Origin of the sequence: Roseobacter fucihabitans (genome assembly GCF_014337925.2) — a bacterium.
Classification (GTDB): domain Bacteria; phylum Pseudomonadota; class Alphaproteobacteria; order Rhodobacterales; family Rhodobacteraceae; genus Roseobacter; species Roseobacter fucihabitans.
In genome coordinates, this window is sequence record NZ_CP143423.1 from 1,073,251 (window position 1) to 1,100,098 (window position 26,848).

26 protein-coding genes and 1 riboswitch are annotated in these 26,848 nt (G+C 60.3%); of the genes, 16 read left to right on the forward strand and 10 right to left on the reverse strand.

All coding sequences use genetic code 11. The features are described from left to right. A complete protein-coding gene (locus tag ROLI_RS05425) occupies window positions 1-231 on the forward strand; it encodes a transposase (protein ID WP_405049022.1) in 231 nt (76 codons plus the stop codon). A 482-nt stretch (window positions 232-713) separates the two neighbouring features. Here the strand turns inward: ROLI_RS05425 and ROLI_RS05430 are convergent, their stop codons facing one another. The 5 genes from ROLI_RS05430 to ROLI_RS05450 all read right to left on the reverse strand — a co-directional run bounded on the left by ROLI_RS05430 (window position 714) and on the right by ROLI_RS05450 (window position 6,169). Then, window positions 714-2,009, reverse strand: a complete 1,296-nt coding sequence (locus ROLI_RS05430) for a pyruvate dehydrogenase complex dihydrolipoamide acetyltransferase (RefSeq protein WP_338469239.1) — start codon at window positions 2,007-2,009, stop codon at window positions 714-716. A gap of 12 nt (window positions 2,010-2,021) precedes the next feature. After that, window positions 2,022-3,392: a pyruvate dehydrogenase complex E1 component subunit beta gene (locus ROLI_RS05435; RefSeq protein WP_187431305.1), complete on the reverse strand. Its 1,371-nt coding sequence runs from the start codon at window positions 3,390-3,392 to the stop codon at window positions 2,022-2,024. A 3-nt stretch (window positions 3,393-3,395) separates the two neighbouring features. After that, entirely contained in the window at window positions 3,396-4,400 is a 1,005-nt protein-coding gene (pdhA, locus tag ROLI_RS05440) for a pyruvate dehydrogenase (acetyl-transferring) E1 component subunit alpha (RefSeq protein WP_187431304.1), read from the reverse strand. 146 nt (window positions 4,401-4,546) lie between these two features. Next, entirely contained in the window at window positions 4,547-4,846 is a 300-nt protein-coding gene (locus ROLI_RS05445) for a septum formation initiator family protein (RefSeq protein ID WP_187431303.1), read from the reverse strand. A 135-nt stretch (window positions 4,847-4,981) separates the two neighbouring features. Continuing rightward, a complete protein-coding gene (locus tag ROLI_RS05450; protein WP_187431302.1) occupies window positions 4,982-6,169 on the reverse strand; it encodes a phosphoglycerate kinase in 1,188 nt (395 codons plus the stop codon). A gap of 127 nt (window positions 6,170-6,296) precedes the next feature. On the opposite strand from ROLI_RS05450, the gene ROLI_RS05455 reads away from it, so the two are divergent. Continuing rightward, the gene (locus ROLI_RS05455; protein ID WP_187431301.1) at window positions 6,297-6,803 is read left to right on the forward strand and encodes a peptidylprolyl isomerase; all 507 of its coding nucleotides are present in this window, start codon (window positions 6,297-6,299) and stop codon (window positions 6,801-6,803) included. Continuing rightward, on the forward strand, window positions 6,796-7,341 hold the full coding sequence (locus ROLI_RS05460) for a peptidylprolyl isomerase (RefSeq protein ID WP_187431300.1): 546 nt from the start codon (window positions 6,796-6,798) through the stop codon (window positions 7,339-7,341). Before ROLI_RS05455 ends, ROLI_RS05460 begins: the two co-directional genes overlap by 8 nt. Window positions 7,342-7,416: 75 nt before the next feature. Here ROLI_RS05460 and ROLI_RS05465 read toward each other — a convergent pair whose 3' ends face one another. From ROLI_RS05465 to ROLI_RS05480, 4 genes are all read right to left on the reverse strand, one after another. Next, window positions 7,417-8,013 carry a VPLPA-CTERM sorting domain-containing protein gene (locus ROLI_RS05465; RefSeq protein ID WP_222869619.1) on the reverse strand — a complete coding sequence of 199 codons (597 nt, stop codon included), beginning with the start codon at window positions 8,011-8,013 and terminating at the stop codon, window positions 7,417-7,419. A 254-nt stretch (window positions 8,014-8,267) separates the two neighbouring features. After that, window positions 8,268-8,768, reverse strand: coding sequence for a polymer-forming cytoskeletal protein (locus ROLI_RS05470; protein WP_187431298.1), 501 nt, complete (start codon window positions 8,766-8,768; stop codon window positions 8,268-8,270). After that, window positions 8,758-10,089 carry a DUF5930 domain-containing protein gene (locus ROLI_RS05475; protein WP_187431297.1) on the reverse strand — a complete coding sequence of 444 codons (1,332 nt, stop codon included), beginning with the start codon at window positions 10,087-10,089 and terminating at the stop codon, window positions 8,758-8,760. Before ROLI_RS05475 ends, ROLI_RS05470 begins: the two co-directional genes overlap by 11 nt. Before the next feature lie 968 nt (window positions 10,090-11,057). Next, window positions 11,058-12,248: an LLM class flavin-dependent oxidoreductase gene (locus ROLI_RS05480; RefSeq protein WP_187431296.1), complete on the reverse strand. Its 1,191-nt coding sequence runs from the start codon at window positions 12,246-12,248 to the stop codon at window positions 11,058-11,060. A 226-nt stretch (window positions 12,249-12,474) separates the two neighbouring features. On the opposite strand from ROLI_RS05480, the gene ROLI_RS05485 reads away from it, so the two are divergent. The 8 genes from ROLI_RS05485 (at window position 12,475) to cobJ (ending at window position 21,713) form a co-directional block, all read left to right on the forward strand. Further along, on the forward strand, window positions 12,475-13,371 hold the full coding sequence (locus ROLI_RS05485; RefSeq protein ID WP_187431295.1) for a DMT family transporter: 897 nt from the start codon (window positions 12,475-12,477) through the stop codon (window positions 13,369-13,371). A 57-nt stretch (window positions 13,372-13,428) separates the two neighbouring features. Then, a riboswitch (cobalamin riboswitch) is annotated at window positions 13,429-13,640 on the forward strand. Window positions 13,641-13,733: 93 nt separating this feature from the next. Then, complete coding sequence (locus ROLI_RS05490; RefSeq protein ID WP_187431307.1) at window positions 13,734-14,144, forward strand: DUF1636 domain-containing protein; 411 nt, start codon at window positions 13,734-13,736, stop codon at window positions 14,142-14,144. Then, on the forward strand, window positions 14,137-15,195 hold the full coding sequence (cobW, locus tag ROLI_RS05495; RefSeq protein ID WP_187431294.1) for a cobalamin biosynthesis protein CobW: 1,059 nt from the start codon (window positions 14,137-14,139) through the stop codon (window positions 15,193-15,195). The genes ROLI_RS05490 and cobW overlap by 8 nt, the downstream gene beginning before the upstream one ends. Window positions 15,196-15,201: 6 nt before the next feature. After that, window positions 15,202-18,495 carry a cobaltochelatase subunit CobN gene (gene cobN / locus ROLI_RS05500; RefSeq protein WP_187431293.1) on the forward strand — a complete coding sequence of 1,098 codons (3,294 nt, stop codon included), beginning with the start codon at window positions 15,202-15,204 and terminating at the stop codon, window positions 18,493-18,495. Then, window positions 18,492-19,613 carry a cobalamin biosynthesis protein CobG gene (locus ROLI_RS05505; protein WP_187431292.1) on the forward strand — a complete coding sequence of 374 codons (1,122 nt, stop codon included), beginning with the start codon at window positions 18,492-18,494 and terminating at the stop codon, window positions 19,611-19,613. Before cobN ends, ROLI_RS05505 begins: the two co-directional genes overlap by 4 nt. Then, the gene (locus ROLI_RS05510) at window positions 19,610-20,239 is read left to right on the forward strand and encodes a precorrin-8X methylmutase (protein WP_187431291.1); all 630 of its coding nucleotides are present in this window, start codon (window positions 19,610-19,612) and stop codon (window positions 20,237-20,239) included. Before ROLI_RS05505 ends, ROLI_RS05510 begins: the two co-directional genes overlap by 4 nt. Further along, complete coding sequence (gene cobI, locus ROLI_RS05515; protein ID WP_187431290.1) at window positions 20,236-20,964, forward strand: precorrin-2 C(20)-methyltransferase; 729 nt, start codon at window positions 20,236-20,238, stop codon at window positions 20,962-20,964. Before ROLI_RS05510 ends, cobI begins: the two co-directional genes overlap by 4 nt. Then, window positions 20,961-21,713 (forward strand): precorrin-3B C(17)-methyltransferase, encoded by a 753-nt coding sequence (gene cobJ, locus ROLI_RS05520; RefSeq protein ID WP_187431289.1) that lies wholly within the window; start codon window positions 20,961-20,963, stop codon window positions 21,711-21,713. Before cobI ends, cobJ begins: the two co-directional genes overlap by 4 nt. Here the strand turns inward: cobJ and ROLI_RS05525 are convergent. Then, window positions 21,686-22,441 (reverse strand): cobalt-precorrin-6A reductase, encoded by a 756-nt coding sequence (locus ROLI_RS05525; RefSeq protein ID WP_187431288.1) that lies wholly within the window; start codon window positions 22,439-22,441, stop codon window positions 21,686-21,688. The genes cobJ and ROLI_RS05525 overlap by 28 nt on opposite strands. On the opposite strand from ROLI_RS05525, the gene cbiE reads away from it, so the two are divergent. Genes cbiE through cobA form a run of 5 tightly spaced genes read left to right on the forward strand, consistent with a single transcriptional unit; the run spans window position 22,440 to window position 26,823 of the window. After that, entirely contained in the window at window positions 22,440-23,639 is a 1,200-nt protein-coding gene (cbiE, locus tag ROLI_RS05530; protein WP_187431287.1) for a precorrin-6y C5,15-methyltransferase (decarboxylating) subunit CbiE, read from the forward strand. The genes ROLI_RS05525 and cbiE overlap by 2 nt on opposite strands. After that, window positions 23,636-24,004 (forward strand): cobalamin biosynthesis protein, encoded by a 369-nt coding sequence (locus ROLI_RS05535; protein WP_187431286.1) that lies wholly within the window; start codon window positions 23,636-23,638, stop codon window positions 24,002-24,004. The genes cbiE and ROLI_RS05535 overlap by 4 nt, the downstream gene beginning before the upstream one ends. Beyond that, window positions 24,001-24,795, forward strand: a complete 795-nt coding sequence (cobM, locus tag ROLI_RS05540) for a precorrin-4 C(11)-methyltransferase (protein WP_187431285.1) — start codon at window positions 24,001-24,003, stop codon at window positions 24,793-24,795. The genes ROLI_RS05535 and cobM overlap by 4 nt, the downstream gene beginning before the upstream one ends. Next, window positions 24,788-26,107, forward strand: coding sequence for a cobyrinate a,c-diamide synthase (locus tag ROLI_RS05545; RefSeq protein ID WP_187431284.1), 1,320 nt, complete (start codon window positions 24,788-24,790; stop codon window positions 26,105-26,107). Before cobM ends, ROLI_RS05545 begins: the two co-directional genes overlap by 8 nt. Next, window positions 26,104-26,823: a uroporphyrinogen-III C-methyltransferase gene (gene cobA / locus ROLI_RS05550; protein WP_187431283.1), complete on the forward strand. Its 720-nt coding sequence runs from the start codon at window positions 26,104-26,106 to the stop codon at window positions 26,821-26,823. The genes ROLI_RS05545 and cobA overlap by 4 nt, the downstream gene beginning before the upstream one ends. Window positions 26,824-26,848 lie beyond the last annotated feature (25 nt).

A 26,848-nucleotide genomic window follows, 5' to 3' on the forward strand; every position in this document is an offset into this window, starting at 1 on the left:
ATGCTGCCGGGAGGGGGCAATGACGTCGCAGTGCCCATCGACATTTCGCGTGACCGCGATGACAGTTTCGAACCAGAACTAATCCAGAAGGGTCAAACCCGGATCGACGGGATGGATGACAAGATTATCGGGCTCAATGCCGCCGGGTTGTCGACCCGCGATATTCGCGCCCACCTTGAAGAAGTTTATGGCTTGAAGGTTATGCCTCAGATTAAATACAAAACGCTTTAGTGCGAGAGTGCAACCTATGGCAGTTTGGTCGCCACAAACTTTGGCCCATTGGTAAAGAAGATCATCTTGAATGGCCACAGGCGTCTGGTGTGTTGCTAAACGACAAGAAGATGCGCCGCGCGTTTAAGAACAGTCAAAATAATGGGGTTCAAAAGATGGTTCCGCGCGAAGGATAGGAGGTCTCGTTTATTGAATCTGCCCATGAGCCGTACTGTTAGGGCGCGGACTATTGCGCGTGGGAGATACAAAGGAATTGGGAAATGGGTGAAGGTCACTTCTATACGGTCATAAAAAATCGCCACAGGAAATTCACCTGTGGCGCGTAGGCACGAAGCACCAACATTGAATTTGCAGCCCGCCACATTTACCAAGTTATCCGATCAACACAGACCGCTCTAACCCTATTTAGTGATTACTCCTCAATGCGACGGTGATCGCCGTGGCATCACGGTACTGTTTAGCCAGGTCTCAGAAGTGCCATTTCAAGCCAGCATCACCATCGGGTTCTCAAGATTATCTTTGATGGATTGCAGCAGTTGAGCACCCAGCGCACCGTCAATCACACGGTGGTCGACTGACAGGGTGACGGACATAACGGTCGCTATTCCCAATTCTCCATCTTTGCTAACAACCGGCTTTTTGATACCGGCACCGACGGCCAAAATGGCACCATGCGGTGGGTTGATCACGGCGTCGAAGTTATCCACGCCAAACATCCCAAGATTGGAAATCGCGAAGCTGCCGCCCTGGTATTCGTGGGGTGCAAGCTTCTTGTCCCGTGCGCGTGCGGCCAGATCCTTCATCTCCGATGACAGCGCGGAAAGCGACTTCATCTCTGCATCCTTGAGAACGGGCGTGAAAAGCCCCCCCTCAATAGCCACCGCGACGGCGACGTCGGACGGCGTGAGTTTCAAAATGCGATCACCGGCCCACACCGCATTCGCATCCGGCACGGCCTGAAGCGCGAGTGCACACGCCTTGATTATAAAATCATTCACCGACAGTTTGATGCCGCGACCCTCAAGCTGCTTGTTGAGATCGCTCCGAAACTTAAGCAAGGCATCCAGCTCGATGTCCCGACGCAGGTAAAAATGCGGTATGGATTGTTTGGCTTCGGTCAGACGTGCGGCAATCGTTTTGCGCATACCGTTGAGGGTCACTTCCTCGAAGGCGCGCCCCTCATACATCGCCATGACCGCGTCCGCGGCTGGGCCTTTTGACACGTCCGGTTTGCTTTGCGCGGCAGGTGCGGGCGCATCAACCGTTGGTTTGGACGGTGTTTTCTGCACGCCTTCCAGGTCGGCTTTCACGATACGCCCATGGGGGCCGGACCCTTTGAGCGTTGCAAGGTCCAGACCTTTCTCAGCGGCAATCCGGCGCGCCAGGGGGGAGGCAAAAACACGCGCGCCGTCTTTGCCTTGCGGTGCTGGCGCAGAGGCGGAGGGGGTGGGCGCGGCGGGTTCGGCCTGTTTCTGAGGCGCCTCCTTCGCAGTCGGCGCAGCCGCAGATGTGCTCTCTATGTCATCGGCTGTTTCGCCATCTTCCAGCAGGACGGCGATGGCCGTGTTCACCTTCACGCCTTCACTACCCTCGGCGATCAGGATCTTGCCGATGACGCCTTCATCGACGGCTTCGAATTCCATTGTCGCCTTGTCGGTTTCGATCTCGGCCATGATGTCGCCGGAGGAAACCGTGTCTCCCTCCTTCACATGCCATTTGGCCAAAGTACCTTCTTCCATGGTGGGGCTCAGGGCGGGCATCAGAATTTCTGTGGGCATCTTGCGCGCTCCTTATTTATAGGTGACTTGTTTCACGGCGGCGATGACCTCATCCGTGGTCACCAGCGCCAGTTTTTCAAGATTTGCGGCATAGGGCATGGGAACGTCCTTGCCAGTGCAATTGATGACGGGCGCATCCAGATAGTCGAAGGCCTCCTGCATGATCACCGAACTGATATAGCTGCCCACGGAACCCTGCGGCCAGCCCTCCTCAACGGTCACGCAGCGGTTGGTTTTCATCACCGATTTGATGATCGTCCCGGTGTCCATCGGGCGGAGTGTGCGCAGATCGACGACCTCGGCAGAAATCCCTTCCTCTGCCAGCTTTTCGGCGGCCGCCAGCGCATATTGCATGCCGATCCCGAAGCTGACGATGGTCACATCGTCTCCCTCGCGCCAGATCCGAGCTTTGCCAAATGGCACCGTATAATCGTCGATATCGGGCACATCGAATGTGCGCCCATAGAGAATTTCATTTTCCAGAAAAATCACCGGGTTGGGATCGCGGATCGCAGTTTTCATCAACCCTTTGTAATCTGACGCGGAGTAGGGCATCGCCACTTTAAGGCCGGGGATCTGCATGAACCAGGCCGCGTAATCCTGGCTGTGTTGGGCACCAACACGCGCCGCAGCGCCGTTGGGTCCGCGAAACACCATGGGCGCGCCCATTTGACCGCCCGACATATAGAGCGTTTTGGCCGCGGAGTTGATGATCTGATCCATCGCCTGCATGGCAAAGTTGAAGGTCATAAATTCAACGATGGGGCGCAATCCACCAAAGGCCGCACCGGTCGCGATGCCGGCAAACCCATGTTCAGTGATGGGGGTGTCGATCACGCGTTTTTCGCCGAATTCGTCCAACATGCCTTGGGAGATTTTATAGGCCCCCTGATATTCCGCGACTTCCTCGCCCATCAGAAATACGGAATCGTCGCGGCGCATTTCTTCGGACATGCCGTCGCGCAGGGCTTCACGCACCGTTTGCTGTTTCAGCGTGGTGCCTTCGGGCCAATCCGGAGAGCTGTCGGTTTCGGGCGCCTCGGCGGCCCCTGAAGGGGACACCTCACCGCCCGCGTCGGCTGCTGGAGCAGCCTCCGGTGCCGCAGCAGGTGTTGTATTTCCAATCGCAGAGGCGTCTTCGCCCTCTTCCAGCAGGATCGCGATGGCGGCGTTCACTTTCACGCCTTCTGTGCCTTCCTCGATGAGGATCTTGCCAATGATGCCTTCGTCGACGGCTTCGAATTCCATCGTGGCCTTGTCGGTTTCGATCTCGGCCATGATGTCACCGGAGGAGACAGTGTCGCCCTCCTTCACGAGCCATTTGGCCAGCGTGCCTTCTTCCATGGTGGGCGAGAGGGCGGGCATGAGAATTTCAGTTGCCATGGATCAAGCCTCCCCTGCTTGCGCATAAATATCGGTCCAAAGTTCCTCCAGCGCCGGTTCGGGCGAGGTCTTGGCAAACTCGGCGCTCTCGTTCACGATTTCCTTGATCTCTTTGTCGATCGCCTTGAGATCCTCCTCTGAGGCGTGTTTGCCCGTCAGCAGAAGGGAGCGCACATTCTCAATCGGATCGCGTTCGTCGCGCATTTTCTGAACCTCTTCGCGGGTTCGGTATTTGGCCGGATCCGACATGGAATGTCCGCGATACCGGTAGGTTTTGATTTCCAGAATATACGGGCCTTTGCCCGCGCGGCAGGTCTCGACCGCCTTTTGGCCCGCCGCCTTCACGGCCAGAACATCCATGCCGTCAACCTCTTCGCCCTTTATTCCGTAAGCGGCACCGCGTTCCCAATAGCTTGGGGAATGTGTGGAGCGTTTGGTCGACGTGCCCATCGCATATTGGTTGTTCTCGATCACGAAAATGACGGGCAGGTTCCAGATTTCGGCCATGTTGTAAGCCTCATAGACCTGTCCCTGGTTCGCCGCACCATCGCCGAAATAGGCAAAGGTGACGTTGTCATTGCCCTTGTATTTGTCAGAAAACGCCAGACCGGCACCCAGCGGTACCTGTGCTGCCACAATGCCATGTCCGCCGTAGAAATGTTTCTCCTTGGAGAACATATGCATGGAGCCACCCTTGCCCTTGGAATAGCCACCCTCGCGCCCGGTCAATTCGGCCATCACGCCCTTGGGGTCCATGCCGCAGGCCAGCATGTGCCCGTGATCGCGGTAGGACGTCACGCGCTTGTCGCCTTCTTTGGCCGCCGCTTCGAGACCGACGACAACCGCTTCCTGGCCGATGTAGAGGTGGCAAAAACCGCCGATCAAACCCATGCCGTAAAGCTGTCCGGCTTTTTCTTCAAATCGCCGGATCAAGAGCATATCGCGGTAAAAGGCCGTTAACTCCTCCGCAGATACATTTGGGGTTTTGGTGGATTTTCGCGGTGCCATCAGAGCGGTTCTCCCTCGTCACGCCCGATGTCGGGCAGATAGTTTAGCGTTAAACTATTTAATATCGGATTCGCACGGCTAATGCGAGAGGCAATATGGCATATGGTTTTGATGCTTGTTAAGGTACTGCTTTAGATACGAAAACACTATCTGATGACGATTTCATCGGCGCGGATTAAACCCAGAACGGAGCGCGCCTGCTCGTCGAGTAAATCAAGATCGAGAAAGCCATCCGACAAGCGCCGCGTCAGGTTTTCCATCCGGGCCACCTGCGCTTTTACCTCTGAGAGCTGTCCGCGAAGCGCCTCCGCTTCGGCCACGATTTCTGCACGGCGGAACAGTCCAAAATCACCCTGCACGGCCGCGAATGTGAAATACGTGGCCAGCCCCATGGCCAAGGCAAAAAACATGAAAGTGCCCAGAGCGGGCCGGGGGGTGCGGGTCATCTGTCATTGCCTCATGCTCGCCTCTTACCGGGCGTGTGCGCAGTATGGCACAGGCAATCCCGCATGGGAATCCCCTTTGATTGGGGTTGTCCTGTTGCGCAGCAGGACAGAATTCGTTCCGTAAATCGCAGGCGATCAGGACATTAACGCAACGACCCCAGGTAGCTCCTTACCTTCCATCCATTCCAAGAACGCGCCGCCCGCGGTCGAGATATAGGTGAACCCATCCGCCGCATTTGCCTGGTTCAAAGCGGCGACCGTATCCCCGCCCCCGGCAACCGAAATCAGAGATCCCGCCTGTGTCAGGCGCGCGGCCTCCGCTGCGGCCGCATTGGTTCCTTGATCGAAGGGCGCGATTTCAAAAGCACCAAGCGGGCCGTTCCAGATCAGGGTTTTCAGATCGGCAAAACTGCCCAATACGATTTTTACGCTGAGCGGTCCGGCATCCAGCACCATTTGATCCGCCTCCAGAACCGTTTCGGGCCCGAGTGGGACGATCTCATGTGCGGCCCCCGTCTTGAAGTCCCGCGCGACCAGACCGTCGACGGGCAGAATAATACGGCACCCGGTCTCATCGGCGCGCGCCATGATGGATTTGGCGGTATCCATGAAATCCGGTTCCTGGAGCGATGCCCCTAATTGCGCACCTTGCGCGGCCAGAAATGTATTGGCCATGCCGCCGCCGATCACCAGGACGTCAAGGCGCGCGACCAGATTTTCCAAAAGCGCGATTTTGCTGGAGACCTTGGCACCGCCAACGACGGCACCGACGGGGCGTTGCGGGTGAGAGAGCGCCTTTTCCAGCGCCGAGAGTTCGGCTTGCATCAAGCGCCCGGCACAGGACGGCAGCAGGTGCGCAACCCCTTCGGTTGAGGCATGGGCGCGGTGGGCGGCGGAAAACGCATCGTTACAATAGATATCTCCGAGGCTTGCCAGAAAGCGTGACATAGTCGGATCATTTGCCTCCTCACCTGCGGCGAAGCGCGTGTTTTCCAGCAATACGACGGAGCCGGCAGGCAGTGCTTTTAACGCCGCCGGATCAGGGCGCTCGACAAAAACGACCTCCTGTCCAAGCGCTTTTTCAAGGCTGGGCAGGGTCACACGCAGCGACATTTCGGGGATATATTTTCCCTTGGGGCGGCCAAAATGGGCCATGAGAACGGGCGTACCACCGCCGGAAAGGATATCCTTGATCGTTGGGACAATTCGGTCGATCCGGGTGGTGTCGCTGACCACACCGGCCTCAACGGGGACATTAATATCCACGCGGACCAGGACACGTTTGCCCGAAAGATCCATGTCATCCAGTGTTTTCCAACCCATCTCTTGATCCTTCGCTGTATCCTGCGCCTGTGTTTTGCGCTTATCAGCCCAGAGGTCAATGGACTTGCTTGGCAATTGTGTCGCCACGCCTTAGGTAAACGTCAAACAGTTAACGAAGGAGCGCCCAATGGCCGAAATCAAAGACCCCGAAAACACGATCCTGCTGGAATTGAACGGGGGCACCGTTACGATTCAATTGCTGCCGGATGTCGCGCCCCAACATGTTGCACGGATGAAGGAGCTGACGCGTTCGGGACAATATGACAACGTTGCGTTTCACCGTGTCATTGATGGGTTCATGGCGCAAACGGGTGACGTGGAACACGGCGACATGGAAGATGATTTCAACCTGCGCATGGCGGGAACCGGCGGATCGGATTTGCCGAATGTTCCCGCTGAGTTTTCCAAGATCCCACATGCGCGTGGTTCGATCGGGGCGGCGCGGTCGCAAAACCCGGACTCCGCCAATAGCCAGTTTTTCATCAATTTTAAGGATAATGATTTCCTGAACGGGCAATACACCGTGTACGGGCAGGTGATCGAGGGCATGGAGCACGTCGACGCCATCACCAAAGGTGAGCCGCCCGCAGAGCCGGACCGGATCATCTCGATGAAGGTGGCGGCTGATGTATAAAGCTGCTGTGGCATCTGTGATGCTGGCCGGACCCGCTTTGGCCAGCGGCATCGAAATCGAGGTGGCGGGGGAGGCCAATGGCACGATTGTCATCGATCTTCTCGAAGATGTGGCACCTGGACACGCCGCCCGCATCACGGCGCTTGCGACGGAAGGTGCTTATGACGGTGTTGTATTTCACCGCGTCATCGAAGGTTTCATGGCGCAAACCGGTGATGTACAGCATGGCAAGACCGGCGGGGATATGCGACGTGCGGGAACGGGCGGTTCTGATCAACCCGATCTGGCGGCTGAATTCTCGGATGTACCGTTTGATCGCGGCGTTGTCGGCATGGCACGTTCACAGAGCCCCGACAGCGCCAACAGCCAGTTTTTCATCATGTTTGACGAAGGCTACTTTTTGAACGGTCAATATACAGTTGTAGGCCGTGTGACGGAGGGGCTTGAGGTTCTGGATGCTATCAAGCTGGGAGCGGGACCAAATGGGGCCGTTATTGGCGCGCCCGACCGAATGGAAAGAGTGACCGCGACCGATTAAACAAAGGACTAAGGGGCAATCATTAGAGCACCCTTAGTCTTTTTTCGCTTCGATGATCAAAATTAGCGTATCGCTTTAAGTCCTGCGGCGGCGCGCAAAAGCCAAGCCTGCAAGACCAGTCATCAGCAAGACCGCACCGGCTGGCAAAGGAATTGCGCTTACTTTTTCAGCTTTGATGTCCCAGACGGCACGCTCGTCCTTCGTGGACCTGAAATTCCCGTGGATTGGATCCAAATCAAATGAGACGAGACCCGTCAGGTTGCCCAGTTTCAGGACACCGTTCGTGCCAAGGTCAGTATAGACATTGTTCATTCCAAAACGACCGTCAAACTCAACCGGAACATTGTAATTCGCGAAGGCATCCCAACGAAACACCACGTTATATGTATCAGTGCCAAAATCCATCGCCCATTTGTCGGTAAATCGCGAACCAGAGAAATTTGCTCGATGTGCAACAAAGCCGAAGATGTGAGTGTTGCCGACGATTTCGAGCAGCGGATCTCCGCCCGTTTCGTCAAAGTCTCGCAATTGTGTCGCCGTTATGGGGCCATTTGAGCGCGCTTTGGCGCTTTCATCATAGACACCGGCGACATTTCCGATCGTTGTAGCGGCTGCAGGAAGTACCAAAGCAACCGTTATCCCCAAAGCGGGTAGAATTTTCATTAACAACATAACTATTCCTCAACACACATCGCTCCAAATAAATACGTTACGCTAAGAATCATTGCAATAAACTTGAGCTAAAAACCTCATATCGCCGTCACATTCTACTCTGGGTAGCGCTCGTTCTCAAAAATGACCTCTGATTCAACAGAAGTTTACGTGCTGAGTGGCCAAATTGGCTAAGGTGATTCTCGAGATACAGACATCCGGCGCAAAAAAAACGCCGCATCCGCGGCGCTTTCTGACAATTTGCGAAGGAATAATTAGGACGCGGGGTTGGCCTTCGCTGCCGGCGCGGTCTTTGCGCCAGGGTTGAGCGGATCGTCTTGGCGTTGCACGGAGCCCTCAAAATGGGCACCCGATTCGATTGCAATCGTCTTGTGGATAATGTCCCCTTCAACGCGGGCAGTCGACGTCAGTCGAACTTTCAAGCCGCGTACGCGACCGACGATGCGACCATTAACCACCACATCATCCGCGACAACTTCACCCTTGATCGTGGCGGTTTCACCGATTGTCAAAAGATGCGCGCGGATGTCGCCCTCGACCGTCCCTTCGACATTGATGTCCCCGGTGGTTTTCATGTTACCGGTCACGTGCAGGTCGGCTGACAGCACAGACGCTGGCGGCTTGGCCTTCGGAGGGCTCGCCTTATACTCGTTCGGAGCCGGTGACGCCGGCGCGGAAGAAGAGGGAGGCTTTGTCGCCGGGTTCGGTTCAGCCGGTTTCTGGCCTGGTTCGTTGATTTTGCTCTTAGAAAACATCTTTTGCAGCCTTGATATAGATCATTGGGTTTACAGCTTTCCCACCGACACGCACCTCGTAGTGGAGATGCACGCCAGTCACCCGTCCAGATGCTCCCATATCACCAATATGATCTCCACGCGAGACCCTTTGCCCAACTTTAACGCGAATTTTTGAAAGATGTGCAAATCGGGTCTCAATTCCGAAATCATGTTTGATTTTTATGAGACGTCCGTAGCCGGATTGCCAACCGGCGTGGATGACGGTTCCATCCGCCGTGGCAAAGAGATCCGTGCCCGCGGGAGCGGCAAAATCGACCCCACGGTGCATCCGGCGACCGCCAGTTTTGGGGTCGCGGCGAAAGCCGAAGTCGCTGGTAAAGCGAAAGGCCGACTTCACGGGAAGCGCGAAGGGTGCCCGCTCCGCAGCGATACGGTAGAGATTAAGCGTATCCATCTGTTCCAGCAGCCGGTTGGCGCGTGTGAAATCCGCAGATAACTCTTCTCCACGGCTCGAAAAAGACAATGGTGTCAGCGGTCCGCCCTGACCGGAATACCCACGCCGGACCTGGTCCAGAATACGTTGGGGGGGCATGCCTGCGGCTTTGAACATCTTGTCCAGGGGCGCGACTGAAACCGTCAGCGCCTCTTCAAGCTGGCGGAAAATCTGATCGTTGTTTTCCTGCATCAGCGCGATTTCGAGTTTCAAGTCATCCGCACGATCCATTGCGGCCCGGGCATCCGCGACAACCGCATCACGTTCTTCGGCGGTGCGTGCCAGCGCCTCCGCGAGAAAATCGACCGGAGCGAGCGTTTCTTGGGTCTCAGCAAGGCCGCGCGCCGCTTCATCACCGCTTTCTGCCTGTAGCAGGGCGAGGTGCTGTCGCGCCGCTTCGCGGTCTTTCATGGTGCTGCGTAGGGTTGTCTGCATGACTTCAATGCCGGTCTCAAGCTCGTGACGGCGGGTTTCTGATTCCAGTAATTCCGACTGCATCGCCGAAATCTGGTCAAGGGCCGCATTGAACCGCTCCTGTGCCGCGAGCGCCTCGGCGGCGCGCCCATCGCGTTGCGCGGAGAGGTCATTCAAGCGCGCCTGATAGGTTTGAACATCCCGCTTGGCCTGATCGCGAAAATTGCCGGACCCAATACTATCCATCAAGAGTACGGCCGTTGCGACAATCGTCCAGGCGACAAGTAACGACGCACCAGTCACGGCAATCAACTGGGTTTCCGGGCGCAGGCGAATAAATCTTGTATCGACGTCTGACTTCAAAAACACCCGGCGTTCAGGGAAATGCCGTTCCAGCATGCCATGAAATTTGATCGCCATCCGTGTCCGCACAAAGCCGCCTCATTGCCTGTTTCTTCAAAGTGTCCGTTTCTTATCATGACTAACACTTTGCAAATAAGTGCTTAATCTTCGGAACTTTTCTGAGCAAGCCTGTTTCATCACCGGTTTGCAACTTCGCGTTGAAATGTTGCAAATCGGCAAAAAACTGCCTGTTTGTGCGTAAAGCCGCCTGCTTTTAAAGGCCTGTGAGAGTGCTGCGACGTTTTGCCCAGAGGCAGAATTTGCGCAAAGGCAATGTCCAGAGATCGTTAACCTGCGCGCGCAGCCGACAAGACGCAACGATACCCGATCGTATTAAACGCGGTGCCGCGCAAGGCGATCCGGATCGTCCAGATGCGCCGGGTCAGGGGCGTCGCGCTGGCCACGCACCGCACCTTAGCGCGCGATACACTTTCTGACATGCCAATGTGTCTTACGGCGACATTCAGCCAGAAATTTGTGATCAAAGAAATGCAAACTCATGAAGGGCGGCCCCCAAATTGCGCCCCTACGCTTCTGGATCACCGAAATAGGCTGACCATTGGTTAAAAACCGATGCCGCCACGCTCTTCGATGGCGGCAAATTTATTGGACCCAGCGCCCTGTCCAATCGCCTGCCATAGCCCAAAAGGCGATGATCCTCATGGAAAATTCGGTCAAACCGCGCCTGATGCTGAGTGAGGAGGGGGGCAATCAAGGGTGGTGACCTGCTCAGAAAGCCCTGCGCAACGAGCGAATTGCCGCAAAAGAGGGCGAAACTCTGCTTCACAGTTTCACGGCATCGGACCTATTCGGCCTGCGCGAGGCAATCAAACGGATGCGTCGGGGGCCGCAATTTGGTGGTTAAGTGAGCAGTCGCGGCTTTGATCTCTGCGATCATATCCGATCCAGGGGTCTTGGCGCATTTTCAGCGCCTGTGTCATGCTGAGACCCGCCTATCCGGGGGGGCAGTGCGCCTGACACGCACTGCCCCTTTGTGGCTATTCTGCGGGTTCACTGGCCTTGTGGCTGCGTGTTTCCTTTTCGGCGGCATAGTTATCCTGCGCCGTTTCCACCGCCTTGGCGTGAATCTCTGCCAGTTCCGGGCGCATCTTCTGCGCACGCATGGCCGCATTCATCGTAGAGAGGTGATGGCCCTGGAAATGCGGGAAGACCTCGCGCGCGATCAACTCATAACTGCGCCGGGTTGCGTCAAAATTGGCCCAGTTATGCGCCAGCATCAGATAGGCACCAAAGCCTCCGTTGCTCTGTTTCCACAGCCGGTCGATCTGGGCGCGGCACATCTCGGGCGTACCGATCGCACCAAAGCCGCTGTCGTTGATGAAATCGATCATCTCCTTGGCGTTCTGGCCGGGCATGGACATCTGCGGAAAGGCCGCGATTTCCTGGAAATAATTGAACCAATGCTCAATGCCATATTCAACATCGCGCCGTGCCTGCTCCATGGTTTCGGCGATATGGCACAGCCCGACAAGGCGCCATTTGGAACGGTCCGGCGTGTGGCCGTAATGTTTGGATTCCTCCTCGATCACATCCCAATGCAGCGCCAGCGCATCAAAGCCCGCAGCCGTGGTCGCGCCAATCGAAATCATGCCGGTGCCATATTTACCGGCTAATTTCGGCCCGGTCGGCGAGGCCACAGCGGCGGTGGCCAGATCAAAGTTCGAATAGGGCCGCAGGTGCAGGCGCGCGTCCTTGAGGGTCCAGCGGTCGTTTTCGAAATTCACCGGCTCCTCAGAGCGCAACAGCCGCGTGATCACATCAAGCCCATCCGCCAGCAACCCGCGCGTGTCCTTTTGCGACAGCCCGATCATGGCCGCATCCGTGGGCAGCGAGCCCGGCCCCAGCCCCAACATCACGCGGCCGCGCGTCAGATGATCAAGCTGCACGATCTTTTCGGCGACCCAGAGCGGGTTGTGATAGCTGACCGACACCACCCCGGTGCCCAGCTTGATGCGCCGCGTGCGAGGTGCGGAGGTCGCGATCATGATCTCCGGGCTGGCCGAAATTTCCGAGCCCGCAGAGTGGTGTTCGCCAAACCAAACCTCGTCATAATCGCACCGGTCCAGCCATTCGACCAGTTCGAGGTCCTGTTCAAGTGCCAGTGTCGGATTGATGCCCGGTTTATGAAACGGGGCTAAAAATATGCCAAAACGCATACGGTCTGTCATCTGATAAATCCTCCCTTGGCCAAGGCACAGCGCGCTTGGCTTTGGCCAGCCTAACCCAAGCGTGTATTTCGACCAATTCAAATCTACGCGCAGGGGGCCGCCTCTCTGGGCGCACAGGAGAAAGGCGCGTTGCCGCTTGCGGCGCAGACGCGATGCGTGTTGACGGTATTGCCGCAATCGGTCATTCGAGCGCATAAGCCAGCCCGGATCGCCACGCGGAGACACCATGCAGATCGACATCGCGACCGATACCCGTACCAATACCCTCGGGAGCCTGTGGATGGTCGGTGCGATGGCGGCCTTCGCGCTTGAAGATTCGCTGATCAAACTGGCGGCGCAAACCCTTGAAGTCGGACAGATACTGGTCCTCTTCGGTCTGGGGGGCGCACTTATCTTTGCGGGAATCGCGCGGATGCAACGGGATCGGCTGTGCACGGCGGATGCGATCTCTCCTGCGATGCGCCTGCGCGTGGGGTTCGAAATCACCGGGCGGTTGTTCTTTGCGCTGGCGATCACGCTGACGCCGCTGTCCTCGGCCACCGTTATTTTACAGGCCACGCCGCTGGTTGTGGTTGCCGGGGCGGCGATGGTTTTTGGCGAGAAAGTGGGCCCGCGCCGTTGGATCGCAATCGGTATCGGACTTTTGGGGGTCCTGGTGATTGTGCAGCCGGGCTCGGACAGCTTTTCCTTACTCTCGCTTCTGGCTGTGATCGCCATGTTTGGCTTTGCCGGGCGGGATCTGGCCAGTCGGGCGGCACCGCGCGCGCTGAGCGCGTCGGTTCTGGGGTTTTACGGGTTTTTGTCGGTCGTTATGGCGGGCGTTTTCTATACGCTATGGGCGGGGCAGACATTCGAGCCCCTGAGCGGCGGCGCGGCGCTCTATCTTATGGGCGCGACCTTTGCGGGGGTGCTCGCCTATACCAGCCTGATGAAAGCGATGCGGATGGGGCAGGTCTCAGCGGTAACGCCGTTTCGCTACACGCGACTGCTCTTCGGCATTGGATTCGGGGTTATGCTCTTTGGGGAGCAACTGAGTTGGTCGGTGCTTGCGGGATGCGCGCTGATTGTGGTTTCGGGCCTCTTTACGCTGTGGCGCGGGCAAAAAGCATCCGCTCCGGTTTAGCGCGACGGGCAAAACACGCGCCCACGCCCCGTTATGCTTGACAATGCTATGGGTTCAGAGACATTGGAGCCTGCTGGTGCTTGGCTTGGCCAAGTGAAAAGGGAATGTGTGCTCAAAGCGATTTGATAAACACAGCCGCCCCCGCGACCGTGAACGGAAAGCTTCGGCCATGCCACTGGATATATGTCCGGGAAGGGGCCCCAAAGCACAGGCAGAAACCCTGCCGGGATCCGTGAGCCGGGAGACCTGCCAGCGTGACGTGAAGAAACCGGGCGGGGTGCTCCGGTGTCGGGACATGCTCCGCGCGACGGGGCTCTTCTCGCCATCAGACCCACGTTCCATGGACAATGGGACAGGATATTATGACGACACAGGCCAAAGTACAGATCACGGTGCCCGAAACCCAGACCACGGAATTGCTTGTCTGCGTCAAATGCAGGCGCGGTCTGGAAATCCCCGAGGACGAACGCCGTCCTGGCCAGCGCCTGTTTGATACGCTGAGGGCGCAGGATATGCCCGCAGGGGTGAGTGTGAAACCGGTCGAATGTCTGCAAAACTGTGATCACGGTTGCACCATCGCGCTGCGCGGGGGGGACCGGTGGACCTATATTTACGGAAACATCGACGAAGTGTCGCATCCTGACATCCTTCTCGACGGGGCTGCGCGCTACAACGCCACGAGCGATGGGTTGATCCCGTGGCGCGAACGGCCCGACCATTTCAAACGCAACTGTATCGCGCGCATACCGCCGCTGGAGATTGAAAATGACTGATCTTGCAAAACTCCCCGTTACCGTCATCACCGGCTTTCTGGGGTCGGGTAAAACCACGCTGATCCGGAACCTCATGCAAAATCCGGGTGGCAAACGTCTGGCCATTGTCGTCAATGAATTCGGTGATGTGGGCGTGGATGGGGATATCCTCAAAAGCTGCGCGATCCCCGATTGCCCGGCGGAAAACATCATGGAACTGGCGAATGGCTGTATTTGCTGTACCGTAGCGGATGATTTCATTCCGACTATTGAGGCTCTGATGGCCTTGGAGCCGCGCCCCGATCACATCTTGATCGAAACGTCTGGGTTGGCCTTGCCCAAGCCGCTGTTGAAGGCGTTTGATTGGCCCGATATCCGGTCGAAAATTACAGTGGATGGTGTCATTGCTCTGGCGGATGCAGAGGCCGTGGCGGCGGGGCGTTTTGCGTCCAACGTCGCGGCGGTCGATGCGCAACGCGCGGCGGATGAGAGCATTGATCACGAGACGCCTTTGTCGGAAGTGTTCGAGGATCAGATTTCTTGTGCCGATATTATCCTGCTGACCAAACCTGATCTGGCCGGTCCTGAGGGTGTCGCGAAGGCCAAGGCGTTTATCGCCACCCATGCGCCGCGCCCCTTGCCGGTGGTTGAGGTCGCCGAGGGTATGGTCGATCCGCGCATCATTCTGGGTCTGGAAGCGGCGGCAGAGGATGACATGAATGCCCGCCCCAGCCATCACGATGGTCCGCATGATCACGATCACGAAGATTTCGAGAGCATTGTTGTGGACATCCCGGAGGTTGCGGACCCAGAGGACCTGGTGCGGGCGGTTCAGGTCTTGGCCAATGAGCACAACATTCTGCGCATCAAGGGCTATGCCGCCGTGGCGGGCAAGCCGATGCGCCTTTTGGTGCAGGCGGTGGGCGCGCGGGTGCGCCATCAATATGATCGCCCTTGGGTCGCGGGTGAGGCGCGTCAGGGCCGTTTGGTGGTGATTGCAGAACATGATGACATCAAGAGCGATACGATCAAATCGGTACTGGGTGTGCGGGCCGTCGAGGCGGCGGAGTAAGCCCACATGCACGTCGTTTTCCGCGAAAGCCACGGGTTGGAGGAGACAGAGACACCGATGGATCTGGGGCAAAGCCCTGCCGATCTGGTGGTGTTGTCGTTTTCAGACAGCGACCTTGGGGCCTTTGCGGAAGGCTGGCGACGCGGTGGCGGAGCGGTGGCCCAAAGGCCCACCCTACGGCTCGCCAATCTGGTGGCGCTCAAACATCCCCTGTCGGTGGATACCTATGTTGAACAGACATTGGCAGGGGCCAAGGGCATTTTGATCCGGCTGATCGGGGGTGTGCCTTATTGGGCTTATGGATTGCAGCAGGTCCGCGCTTTGGCACAGGTCAACGGGATCGCCTTGGCGGTGCTGCCCGCGGATGGGCGGGTGGATACGCGGCTTGATGAATATTCGACGCTGCCGGTGTCAACGCTGCGCCGTCTTTCGCATCTGTGCGATACCGGGGGTGCGATTGCGGCGCAGGCGGCATTGGCGCAGCTTTCGCTGGCGGCGGGGCTCTACGCGGGACCCGTTACCGGATCAAAGGCCTTGCCCAGCGTCGGGGCCTGGACGCCGGAGCAGGGGGTAAGCTGCCCGGTTCTGGCGCAAACGGCGCAGCTGCGGCCGCGCATTGTTATCATGTTTTACCGTTCCTATCTGGTGGCCGCAGATCTGGCCCCGATCACAGCGCTTTTCGAGGCATTTCGGTCGCGCGGGTATGATGTGATCGGCCTCTTTGCGCCCTCGCTGAAGGCTCCGGAGGCCGCCGGCTGGTTACAGCGGCAGATTGCGTTTCTGGCCCCGGCGGCCATCGTGAATGCCACGGCTTTCAGCGGCAAAGGCAAAGACGGCACATCGCCGCTGGACGCAGGCAACGTCCCGGTGTTTCAGGTTGCATTGGCCACCTCGACCCGCAAGGCCTGGGGACAGGCGGAACGCGGGCTGTCCCCGTCTGATCTGGCCATGCATGTGGTTTTGCCCGAAGTCGACGGGCGGATCATGGGCGGAGTGGTTTCCTTCAAGGAGCCGGGTGTGCGCGACGTTGATCTGGAATATGCGCGTTTTGCGCATCGTCCCATGCCTGACCGGGTTCAGGCCGTCGCGGATCGCGTCCATGGCTGGCTGACGCTGGCGCAAAAACCCGCCCATGCCCGCCGTGTGGCGCTGGTGCTTTCCACATATCCGGGCAAAGATTGGAACATGGGCCATGCGGTCGGCCTTGATGCTCCAGCCTCGGCGCAAGCGATCCTGCAAGACCTGCAAGCGGCGGGATATGACACGCAAGCGCTGGGCGCGGATTTGCCGCAACGGTTGTTGGCGCGTGCGACCTCCTGGTCCGTTGAGGAGTACAAAACGGCATTGTTCAAGCTTCCGGCCGCCTTGCGGGATGATCTTTGCGCGGCGTGGGGTGCGCCCGAAAACGATCCCGATTTTGAAGAAGGCGCGTTCCATTTCGCGGCGCTGGCATGCGGCAAGGTGCTGATCGCGCTGCAACCCGAACGCGGCACGCCCAAGCATCGCGGGGATGACTATCACGACCTGTCGCGGGTGCCGCGCCACGCCTATGTGGCATTTTATCTCTGGTTACAGGGTTGCTTGGATGCGTTGGTGCATATCGGCGCGCATGGCACGCTGGAATGGCTGCCGGGTAAATCCGTGGCCCTTTCCGATACCTGCTGGCCCGAAGCGCTGACCGGGGCTTTGCCGGTCATATACCCCTTCGTCGTGAATGACCCCGGTGAGGCGGCGCAGGCCAAGCGGCGCATCGGGGCGATCACGCTGGGCCATATCCCGCCACCGCTGCGCGAAAGCGGGACGCCGGATCGGCTGGTGCGGCTTGAGTCGCTGCTCGATGAGTTTTCCAATGCCGATGGGTTGGATCCCCGGCGCCGCGACCGCTTGCAGGAGGACATCCGCGCAGAAGCGCAGGCGCTCGGCGTGGAGGAGGACCTTGGACTGGCGCGCGCGGCGTGTAGTGCGGAGGCGATCACGCGCATTGACCGCTTTGTTTGTGACATCAAGGAAAGCCAGTTTGGCGAGGGTCTGCACATCTGGGGCCGGGTGCGCGACACGCCGGGGGCCTTTGACACTACCTCTTCGGCTAGGGCCGAACAACAATCGCTGCTGGATGCGCTGGCCGGGCGGCGCATTGCGCCGGGCCCTTCCGGCTCGCCCTATCGCGGGCGCACGGATGTGCTGCCGACGGGGCGCAACCTGTTTACCACCGATCCGCGGAGCGTTCCGACGCGGGCGGCCTATGCGCAGGGCGTCAGGCTGGCGGATGAACTGGTGCGCCGCCATCTGCAAGACGCAGGCGATTACCCGCGCGGGTTGATCGTGGACCTCTGGGGCTCGGCGACGATGCGCACGGCGGGCGAGGATTTTGCCATGGCGCTGCACCTTCTGGGCGTGCGGCCGCTGTGGGACAAGGGATCAGAACGTGTTTCCGGCATTGAAGTATTGCCGATCACCGAGCTGGAGCGCCCGCGCATTGATGTGACGCTGCGGGTCTCGGGACTTTTCCGGGATGTGTTCCCGACGCTCTCGGCGTTTTTTGCGCAGGCCGTGCGGGCGCTGGCGGCGCGTGATGAGGCCCCCGATTGGAACCCCTATGCGGGGGGGGCGGATCTGGCGCGCGTCTACGGCCCGGCACCGGGCAGCTTTGGCGTTGGTCTGGGTGATGCGGCGCAGACCTTCACCCCGGAAGGGCGCCGTGCGGCGGGAGAGGCCTGGCTCAAGGCCAGCGCCTGGGCTCTGGACGGTGACAATGTTGCACGGGACGAAGCCGGTATCCGAAACCGTGTGGCGCAGGCCGATACATTCGTGCACGCACAGGATTTGCCCGAAACCGATCTGCTGCTGGCGGCGGATTATGCCGCCCATGAGGCCGGATTTGCCGCAGCACAGGCGATCACCGGCGGGCAGGCGTCGCTTTATCATCTGGACAATACCGACCCAAACCGCCCCCGTGCACGCGCCCTGCCAGAGGAAATCGCCCGCGTAGTGCAGGCCCGTGCGGCCAATCCTGCCTGGATCGCGGGCATGCGCGCCCATGGGTTTCGCGGTGCCGCCGAGATTGCCGCGACGCTGGATCACATGGCGGCCTTTGCGCATCTGGCCGGGGCGGTCGCACCGCATCTGTTTGACCTTTTCTATGATGAAACACTGGGCGAGGCGGAAACCGATCAATTCCTGCAGGACGCCAATCCCGAAGCACGCGAGGCTATGGTGCAACGTTTCGGTGAATTGCATGCCGCCGGGCTTTGGGAAACGCGGCGCAATTCCATCCTCGCCACACTTGAGGCCGCGCAATGACCGCCCAGCCCACAATCAAGGGATGGTGCCCAGGCGCCTACCGGCCCATGATGTCGGGCGATGGGCTGATCATGCGGATACGCCCGTTTTTCGCCCGTCTAGAGGCGGCGCAGGTGCTGGGGCTTTGTGCCTTGGCGCAGGTGCATGGCAACGGTTTTCTGGACCTGACGAACCGCGCAAACATCCAGATCCGGGGCGTGCAGCCGAATGGGCTGGATGATCTTCTGGCGGGTTTGGGTGATTTGGATCTATTGGATCACACCCCCACGCTGGAAACCCGGCGCAACATTATCCTGACGCCATTCTGGAGGGCAGGGGATGACAGCCATTTCCTCTATAATGCCCTAACTGGGTCGCTCTGTGACCTGCCGGAATTGCCTGCGAAATTCGGCTTCGTCATTGATGCCGGTGAGGTGCCGGTATTGGGCGGTGCTTCGGGGGATATCCGCATTGAACGCGGCGCGGATGGCCTGATCCTGCGCGCAGACGGTGCCGCATATGGGCATCCCATGACGCGGGGCACAGCCGTGGCGGCGATACACCACATGGCGCAGGAGTTCGCGCGGCAACGTCGCCCGGAGCAGCGCAGGATGGCGGCATTCGTATCAGGGGACGATGCGCCGGGCGCAGAGGTACAGGCCGCGCCGCCCGTGGTGCCGGGGCCGCATCCGTTGGGCGTGATGCTCGGGGCCGCCTTCGGACAGCTGGACGCTGCGGCTGTGTCGCGGCTGATGCAAGAAACCGGCGCACGGGCCTTGCGCGTCACGCCCTGGCGGTTGTTTCTGCTGGAAGGCGTTTCAGTGCCAGAAACGCGTGATTTCATCACCTGCGCCGATGATCCGCTGTTGCATGTCGATGCCTGTCCCGGTGCGCCTCATTGCGCCAGCGCTACGGTAAGTACCCGCGATCTGGCGCGCCGTCTGGCCGCCTGTTGCACGGGGAGCCTTCACGTTTCGGGATGCGCGAAGGGATGCGCGCGCAAATCCTGCGCCGATATCACCTTTGTCGGTAATCAGGGGCGTTTTGATCTTGTCCGGAACGGTCATGCATGGGATGCCCCTGAAAAATCAGGGCTGTTGCCCGATAGCCTTATGGCGGAACTGACAGGCCGAAAATGACCTATACCTACGAAACGAATGGCGCGGCGATTTACAAACAATCCTTTGCGATGATCCGCGCGGAGGCCGATCTTGCCGCTTTTGCGGCGGATGAGGAACAAATCGCCGTGCGCATGATCCACGCCGCCGGGCTGGTGGGTCTTGAACAACACATCCGGTTTTCGCCCGGCTTTGCGGTCAGCGCGCGCGGCGCGTTGGAGGCGGGCGCGCCGATCCTATGCGATGCGCGCATGGTGAGCGAAGGTGTGACGCGCACCCGTTTGTCCGCGCACAATGAGGTGATCTGTACGCTGCACCATGACGACGTGCGCGCCATGGCCGCCGAGATGCAAAACACCCGCTCGGCGGCGGCGCTGGAGCTGTGGCGACCCCATCTGGCGGGCGCGCTGGTGGCCATCGGGAATGCACCCACGGCGCTGTTTCACCTGCTCAATATGTTGCAGGACCCAGACTGCCCCCGCCCCGCCGCGATCATCGGATGCCCGGTGGGTTTCGTGGGCGCGGTCGAGAGCAAGGACGCGCTTTGGGCCGATCAACCCGTACCTTGCTGCATCGTACAGGGCCGCCTGGGCGGCAGCGCGATCACGGTTGCGGCCATCAACGCCGTCGCGAGCCGCGCAGAATGAAGCCCGGTACGCTTTACGGGCTCGGGCTGGGGCCGGGGGATCCCGACCTGATGAGCGTGCGCGCGGACCGGTTGCTGCGCGCCGCGCGTCACGTTGCGTTTTTCCGCAAGGCAGGACGCTCGGGGCAGGCGCGCCGGATTGTGAATGGCATGTTGCACGCGGATGCCATTGAATTTCCGATGGAATACCCGGTAACAACCGAAATCCCGGTCAGTGATCCGGGCTATAACGCGGCGCTTTCGGCGTTTTACACCGACTGCGTGGCGCATCTGCGGGCCTTGATCGAGAGCGGGGAGGATGTGGTGGTCCTCTGTGAGGGCGATCCGTTCTTTTTCGGCTCTTTCATGCATATCTACACACGCCTGCGCGATCATGTCCCGGTTGAAGTCGTGCCCGCGATCACCGGCATGTCGGGGGCCTGGACGGCGACGGGTCATCCGGTCACATGGGGCGATGACATCCTGACGGTGATGATGGGGACCTTGCCCGAAGAGACGCTTGCCACGCAGATGTCAAGCAGCGACGCCATCGTGGTGATGAAAATCGGACGCCACATCGAAAAGGTCAAATCCGCGCTGAAACAGGCCGGAAAATTTGACGCCGCATGGCTGATCGAATTCGCCAGTATGCCCAACCAGACGGTGCAGAAGCTTGCTGATGCCGGTGACAAGATCACGCCCTATTTCTCGATCATCGTGGTGCATGGGCAGGGTCGACGCCCATGAGCGGATCGCTGGTCATCGCGGGCCTGGGGCCGGGGGCAGAACATCTGGTCACGCCTGAAGTCCAGGCAGCGCTTGACCTGGCCACGGATGTGGTCGGCTATATCCCCTATGTGGCGCGGATCCCGACGCGCGCGGGGCTTACGCTCCACGCCAGCGATAATCGCGTGGAAATTGACCGCTCCCGGCATGCGCTGGAGATGGCCGCGAACGGTGCGCGCGTCGTGGTGGTGTCCTCGGGCGACCCCGGTGTCTTTGCCATGGCGGCGGCAGTTTTCGAGGCGGTGGAGGCGGGGCCTGCGCTATGGCGCGATCTCGACATTCGCGTGGCCCCCGGTATCACGGCGATGCTGGCGGCGGCGGCGGCGGTGGGCGCGCCTTTGGGCCATGATTTCTGCGCGATCAACCTCAGTGACAATCTCAAACCCTGGGCGGTCATCGAAAAGCGCCTGCGTCTGGCGGCGGAGGCCGATTTCGCCATGGCGTTTTACAATCCCCGCTCTAAATCGCGCCCTGAGGGCTTCGTCAAGACACTCGACATCCTGAACGACGCCTGCGGCGACAGCCGCCCGGTGATTTTCGCGCGCGCGGTCTCCACGCCGGAGCAGCACATCCGCGTTGTACCGCTGCCTCAGGCGCGCCCGGAGATGGCGGATATGCGCACCATGGTGATCGTCGGCTCCTCCACCACGCGGTTGATTGAACGCGACGGCGCGCCGATTGTCTATACGCCAAGGTCGCTGGGGGCATGAGCGATCCAGTCCAGAACCGCCTGTACCGAATGGACCTCGCACCGTTCCGGCAGAGTGGGGCGGTCGATCATGATCACCGGCACCCCAACCGCGCGCGCCGCCAGAAGCTTGGCATAGGCTCCAGTCCCGCCCGAATTCTTGGACACCACCAGCGAGATGCGGTGGTCGCGCATCAGGGCCAGATCGCTCTGCATGCTGAACGGGCCACGATCCACCACGACATGTGTGTCGGGCAGGGGCGGTGCGATCTCGGGCGGATCAACAAGGCGCAGCAGGTAGAAATGTTGCGGATGGGGCGCGAATTCGGCCAGATGCATCCGGCCAATGGCCAGCATGACGCGTTCAGCGGGCCGGTCGAGGGCTGCCACCGCACCGTCCATATCCGCAACCTGGCTCCAGTGATCGCCAGCCTCCGCCATCCAGGGCGCACGGCTCAACGCGACCAGCGGCACGCCCGTCTGCGCGCAGGCGGCCACGGCGTTGCGGCTCATCTGGGCGGCAAAGGGATGCGTGGCATCCACCACATGGGTGATGTTTTGCGCGCGCAGATAGGCACAGAGCCCCGCCACGCCGCCAAACCCGCCGACACGCTGGGGCAGGGGTTGGCGCACCGGGCGGGCCACCCGTCCGGCAAAGGATATTGTGCCGTTCAGGCCGGTTTCAGCCAGCGCGCGACAAAGCGCCGTGGCTTCGGTGGTGCCGCCAAGCACAAGCAGGTTTGGTGCCATGTCTGAGACCCCTTGGTTGAGCATCATCGGTTTGGGCGAAGATGGCCTCAAAGGGTTGAGCTGTGCAAGCCGTTCCGCGCTGGAGGCGGCGGAAATCGTGATGGGTCCGGCGCGCCACATTGGCCTGCTGGAGGGGCTTGCCTGTGAAACCCTCACCTGGCCGGTGCCTTTTGCCGACGGCATCGCGCAATTGATGGGTCTGCGCGGGCGGCGCGTGGCGGTTTTGGTCTCGGGCGATCCGTTCTGGTACGGGGCCGGGGCCACGCTGGCGCGTCATTTCGCGCCAGGTGAATGGCAGAGCTTTCCGGTGCCATCTACCTTTGCGCGGGTGGCGAACCATTTGGGCTGGTCGCTGGAAAATACCCGGTGCATCGGGCTGCATGCGGCCCCGCTTGCCCGCTTGCGCCCCGATCTGGCACCGGGGGTGCGGGTGATCGTCCTGCTGCGCGAAGGGGGGGGCGTGCGTGATCTGGCGACATACCTCGATGCGCAGGGCTACGCTGAAACAACACTTACCATTTTCGAAGCCCTAGGCGGGCCGCGCCAACGGATCACCCAAACGCCCGCGCAGGAATTGCCCGATCTGGACTACCAGCATCCCGTCTGTGTCGCCTGTGATATCGCCGGGCCGGGGCGGGCGATGTCGTGCGCGCGCGGGCAGGCCGATGATTGGTTCGAAAGTGATGGGCAGATCACCAAACGCCCGATCCGCGCCATGACGCTTTCCGCGCTGGCCCCGGTGCCCTTCGAACACCTCTGGGACATCGGCGGCGGGTCGGGGTCTATCGGGATTGAATGGTTGCTGTGCCATCCCAGCCTGCGCGCGAGCACAGTCGAGCCGCGCCCGGAGCGCGCCGCGCGGATTGCCGAGAACGCCGCGCGTCTGGGGGTGGATCATTTGCGCGTGGTGACAGGGATTGCACCTGATGCCTTGGCCGGACTGGATCGGCCCGATGTGGTGTTCATTGGCGGAGGGTTGTGCGATGATCTACTGCACTGGATTGAGGAAAACCTCGCCTCCGGCACGCGGCTGGTGGCCAATGCGGTGACGCTGGAAAGCGAAGCCGTGTTGTCAGGCGCGCATGGCCGGCTTGGCGGGGATCTGATGCGGGTCGCGGTTTCGCGGTCGCACCCTCTGGGAGCGGCGCGCGGCTGGAAAGCCAGCTATCCCATCGTGCAATGGAGTGTGACCCTATGATCGTCGCGGGTTTCGGATTTCGCAAAAGCGCAAGTGTTGCCAGCCTGCAGAACGCTTTCGAGCGCGCCTGCGTGGCAGTCGAGCCCGACTATCTGGCAGCGCCCGAGGATAAAGCCACCGCAGAGGCTTTTCGCCTGTTCGCGGAGGAAATCGGCGTGCCGATCAAAGCAATCCCGCCGGATGTTCTGGCGCGTCAAAACACGCTCACACAGTCGCAGGTAACGCTAAAGGAACGCGGTATCGGCTCGGTTGCGGAGGCCGCGGCACTGGCCGGAGCGGGGCAGGGCGCGCGTCTGATAACTGAGCGCCATATTTCCGCAGACCGGCTGGCCACCTGCGCGCTTGCCAAAGGGGAAACATCATGACCGTCCATTTCATCGGCGCAGGCCCCGGCGCGCCGGACCTCTTGACCCTGCGCGGGCGCGATCTGATCGCCGCTTGTCCTGTGTGCCTTTATGCGGGCTCGCTGGTGCCCGAAGCGATCCTCGCGCATTGCCCGGAGGGTGCGGAAATCGTTAATACCGCCGCAATGGCGCTTGATGACATCATCGAGGCGATCCGATTGGCCCATGGTGCGGGCAAGGATATCGCGCGGCTGCACTCTGGTGATCTGTCGGTCTGGTCGGCCATGGGCGAACAAATGCGCCGCCTGCGCGCCTTGGGAATTCCGGTTTCGGTGACGCCGGGTGTGCCGTCTTTTGCCGCCGCCGCCGCTACGCTTGGGGCGGAATTGACGCTGCCGGGGCTGGCGCAATCGGTTGTGTTGACGCGGACACAGGGGCGCGCCTCCTCCATGCCACCGGGTGAAACGCTGGTGAATTTTGCCGCCACCGGGGCCACGCTGGCGATCCACCTGTCTATCCAAAATATCAACGGCGTCGTGGCCGAGCTCTCGCCTGCCTATGGTCCGGACTGCCCGGTGGCTGTGGTTTACCGCGCCAGCTGGCCGGATGAACGCATCATTCGCGCCACCCTGGGCGACATCGCGGGTCGTTTGGACGCGGGCATCACCCGCACGGCCTTGATCCTGGTCGGCCCGGCGCTGGCGGGCGAAGGGTTTGACGAAAGCTGCCTTTACGCTGCCGATTATGACCGCCGATACCGCCCACAAAGCGCTGAAAGCCCCTGGGCAAGCTGGAGCCACAACGATGACTGATATGCCGGGGATCATGATATCCGCACCCTCCTCGGGGACGGGGAAAACCACTGTGATGCTGGGGCTTTTACGCGCTTTGGCAGATGACGGGCTGCATGTGCAGGCGTTTAAATCCGGGCCTGATTACATTGACCCGGCCTTTCATCATGCGGCCAGCGGGCGTGCGTCGTTTAATCTGGATACATGGGCGATGGGGCCTGATTTGCTGGCCGGGATATCGCAACAGGCGGTGGGTGCACAGATCTGCGTCGCCGAAGGTTCGATGGGCCTGTATGACGGGGTCGCCACGCGCGGACAAAGCGGCTTTGGCAGCAGTGCCGAAACCGCACAGCGCATGGGGTGGCCGGTGGTTCTGGTGGTCGATGTCAGCGGTCAGGCGCAATCGGCCGCCGCCACCGCCATGGGGTTTCGCGCCTATAACCCGGATGTGCCCTTTGCCGGGGTGATCCTGAACCGCTGTGCCTCGCCGCGCCATGAACGGCTGGCGCGTCTGGGTATGGATAAGGCGGGCATGAAGGTGCTGGGCGTGTTGCCACGGCGCGGTGATCTGACCCTGCCGGAGCGACATTTGGGCCTTATTCAAGCGGTCGAACACCCCGATCTGGAGGCGGCGATTGCCGGATATGCCAAGTTCTTGCGCGAGCATGTGGATATCGACGCGATCCGCGCCGCGACCCGCGGGTCCATTCCGGATCATGCCACCGCAAAGCTGCCCACTCCCCCGGCACAGCGTATTGCCCTGGCGCGGGATGCGGCGTTTTCCTTTACCTATCCGCATGTGCTGGCGGGCTGGCGCGCGGCGGGGGCTGAAATCCTGCCGTTCTCGCCGCTGGCCAATGAGGCCCCGGACGCGTCGGCTGATCTCGTCTGGCTGCCGGGTGGGTATCCCGAATTACACGGTGGTACATTAGCTGCGGCGGGTAACTTCCTGTCATCGCTTAAGAAACATGCCAAAACGAAACCCGTGCACGGCGAATGTGGGGGCTACATGGCGCTGGGTCAAACGCTGATCGACAAGGAGGGCGTGGCCCACCGGATGGCCGGGCTGCTTGGCCTCGTCACCAGCTATGAAAAGCGCAAATTCCACCTTGGCTATCGTCGCGCCCTGCCGGATGCCCCGCTGCCCGGATATGGCGTCGGTGCGGCGCTGCGGGGTCATGAGTTCCACTACTCCACCATTCTCGAACAGCCCGACGCACCCTTGGCAAAGGTCGCGGATGCCGATGGCAATGCGGTGCCGGAAACCGGGTCCTACCGGGGCAATGTGACGGGGACGTTCTTCCATCTGATCACGGCGGAAGAGGGCGCATGAGTGGCTTTGTCAGCTTTGTCGGCTCCGGGCCGGGGGATCCTGAACTGCTGACCCTCAAGGCCGTGGATCGTCTGAAACGCGCGGATGCGGTGCTTTTTGATGACCTTTCTTCGGGTCCCATCCTGGCGCATGCGCGCAGCGGTGCGGACCTCGTCGGGGTCGGTAAACGCGCCGGGCGGCCTTCGCCAAACCAGCGTCACGTCAGCCGGTTGCTGGTTGAATATGCACAATTGGATCAAAGGGTTGTGCGCCTTAAGTCAGGTGATTCCGGGCTGTTTGGCCGGCTGGAAGAGGAGCTGGTCGCGCTCAAGGAGGCCGGCATCCCTTATGAGATCATCCCCGGTGTCCCTTCGGCCTTTGCGGCGGCGGCGGCGGTGGGCATTCCGCTGACGCGGCGCATGACCGCGCGGCGCGTGCAATTTGTGACCGGTCATGACGTGACCGGCGCATTGCCGCAGGACCTTAATCTTGACGCTTTGGCGGACCCTTTCGCCTCCACGGTCGTGTTCATGGGCAAGCGCACGTTTCCGGGTCTGGCGCGCGCGCTTATCGCCAAGGGCCTGCCCCAGGATACGCCCGCGATTCTGGCCGAAGCCGTCAGCAGCCCTGATCAAACCCTGACGCGCAGTACGATCGCCGAACTGGCCAGAACACTGGAACAGGAAATCGGTGAAAAACCGGCTTTGATCCTCTATGGGCCGTTTGCGCAAAGTTGAGAGTCGTTTTTTTCTTGTTCGCGCG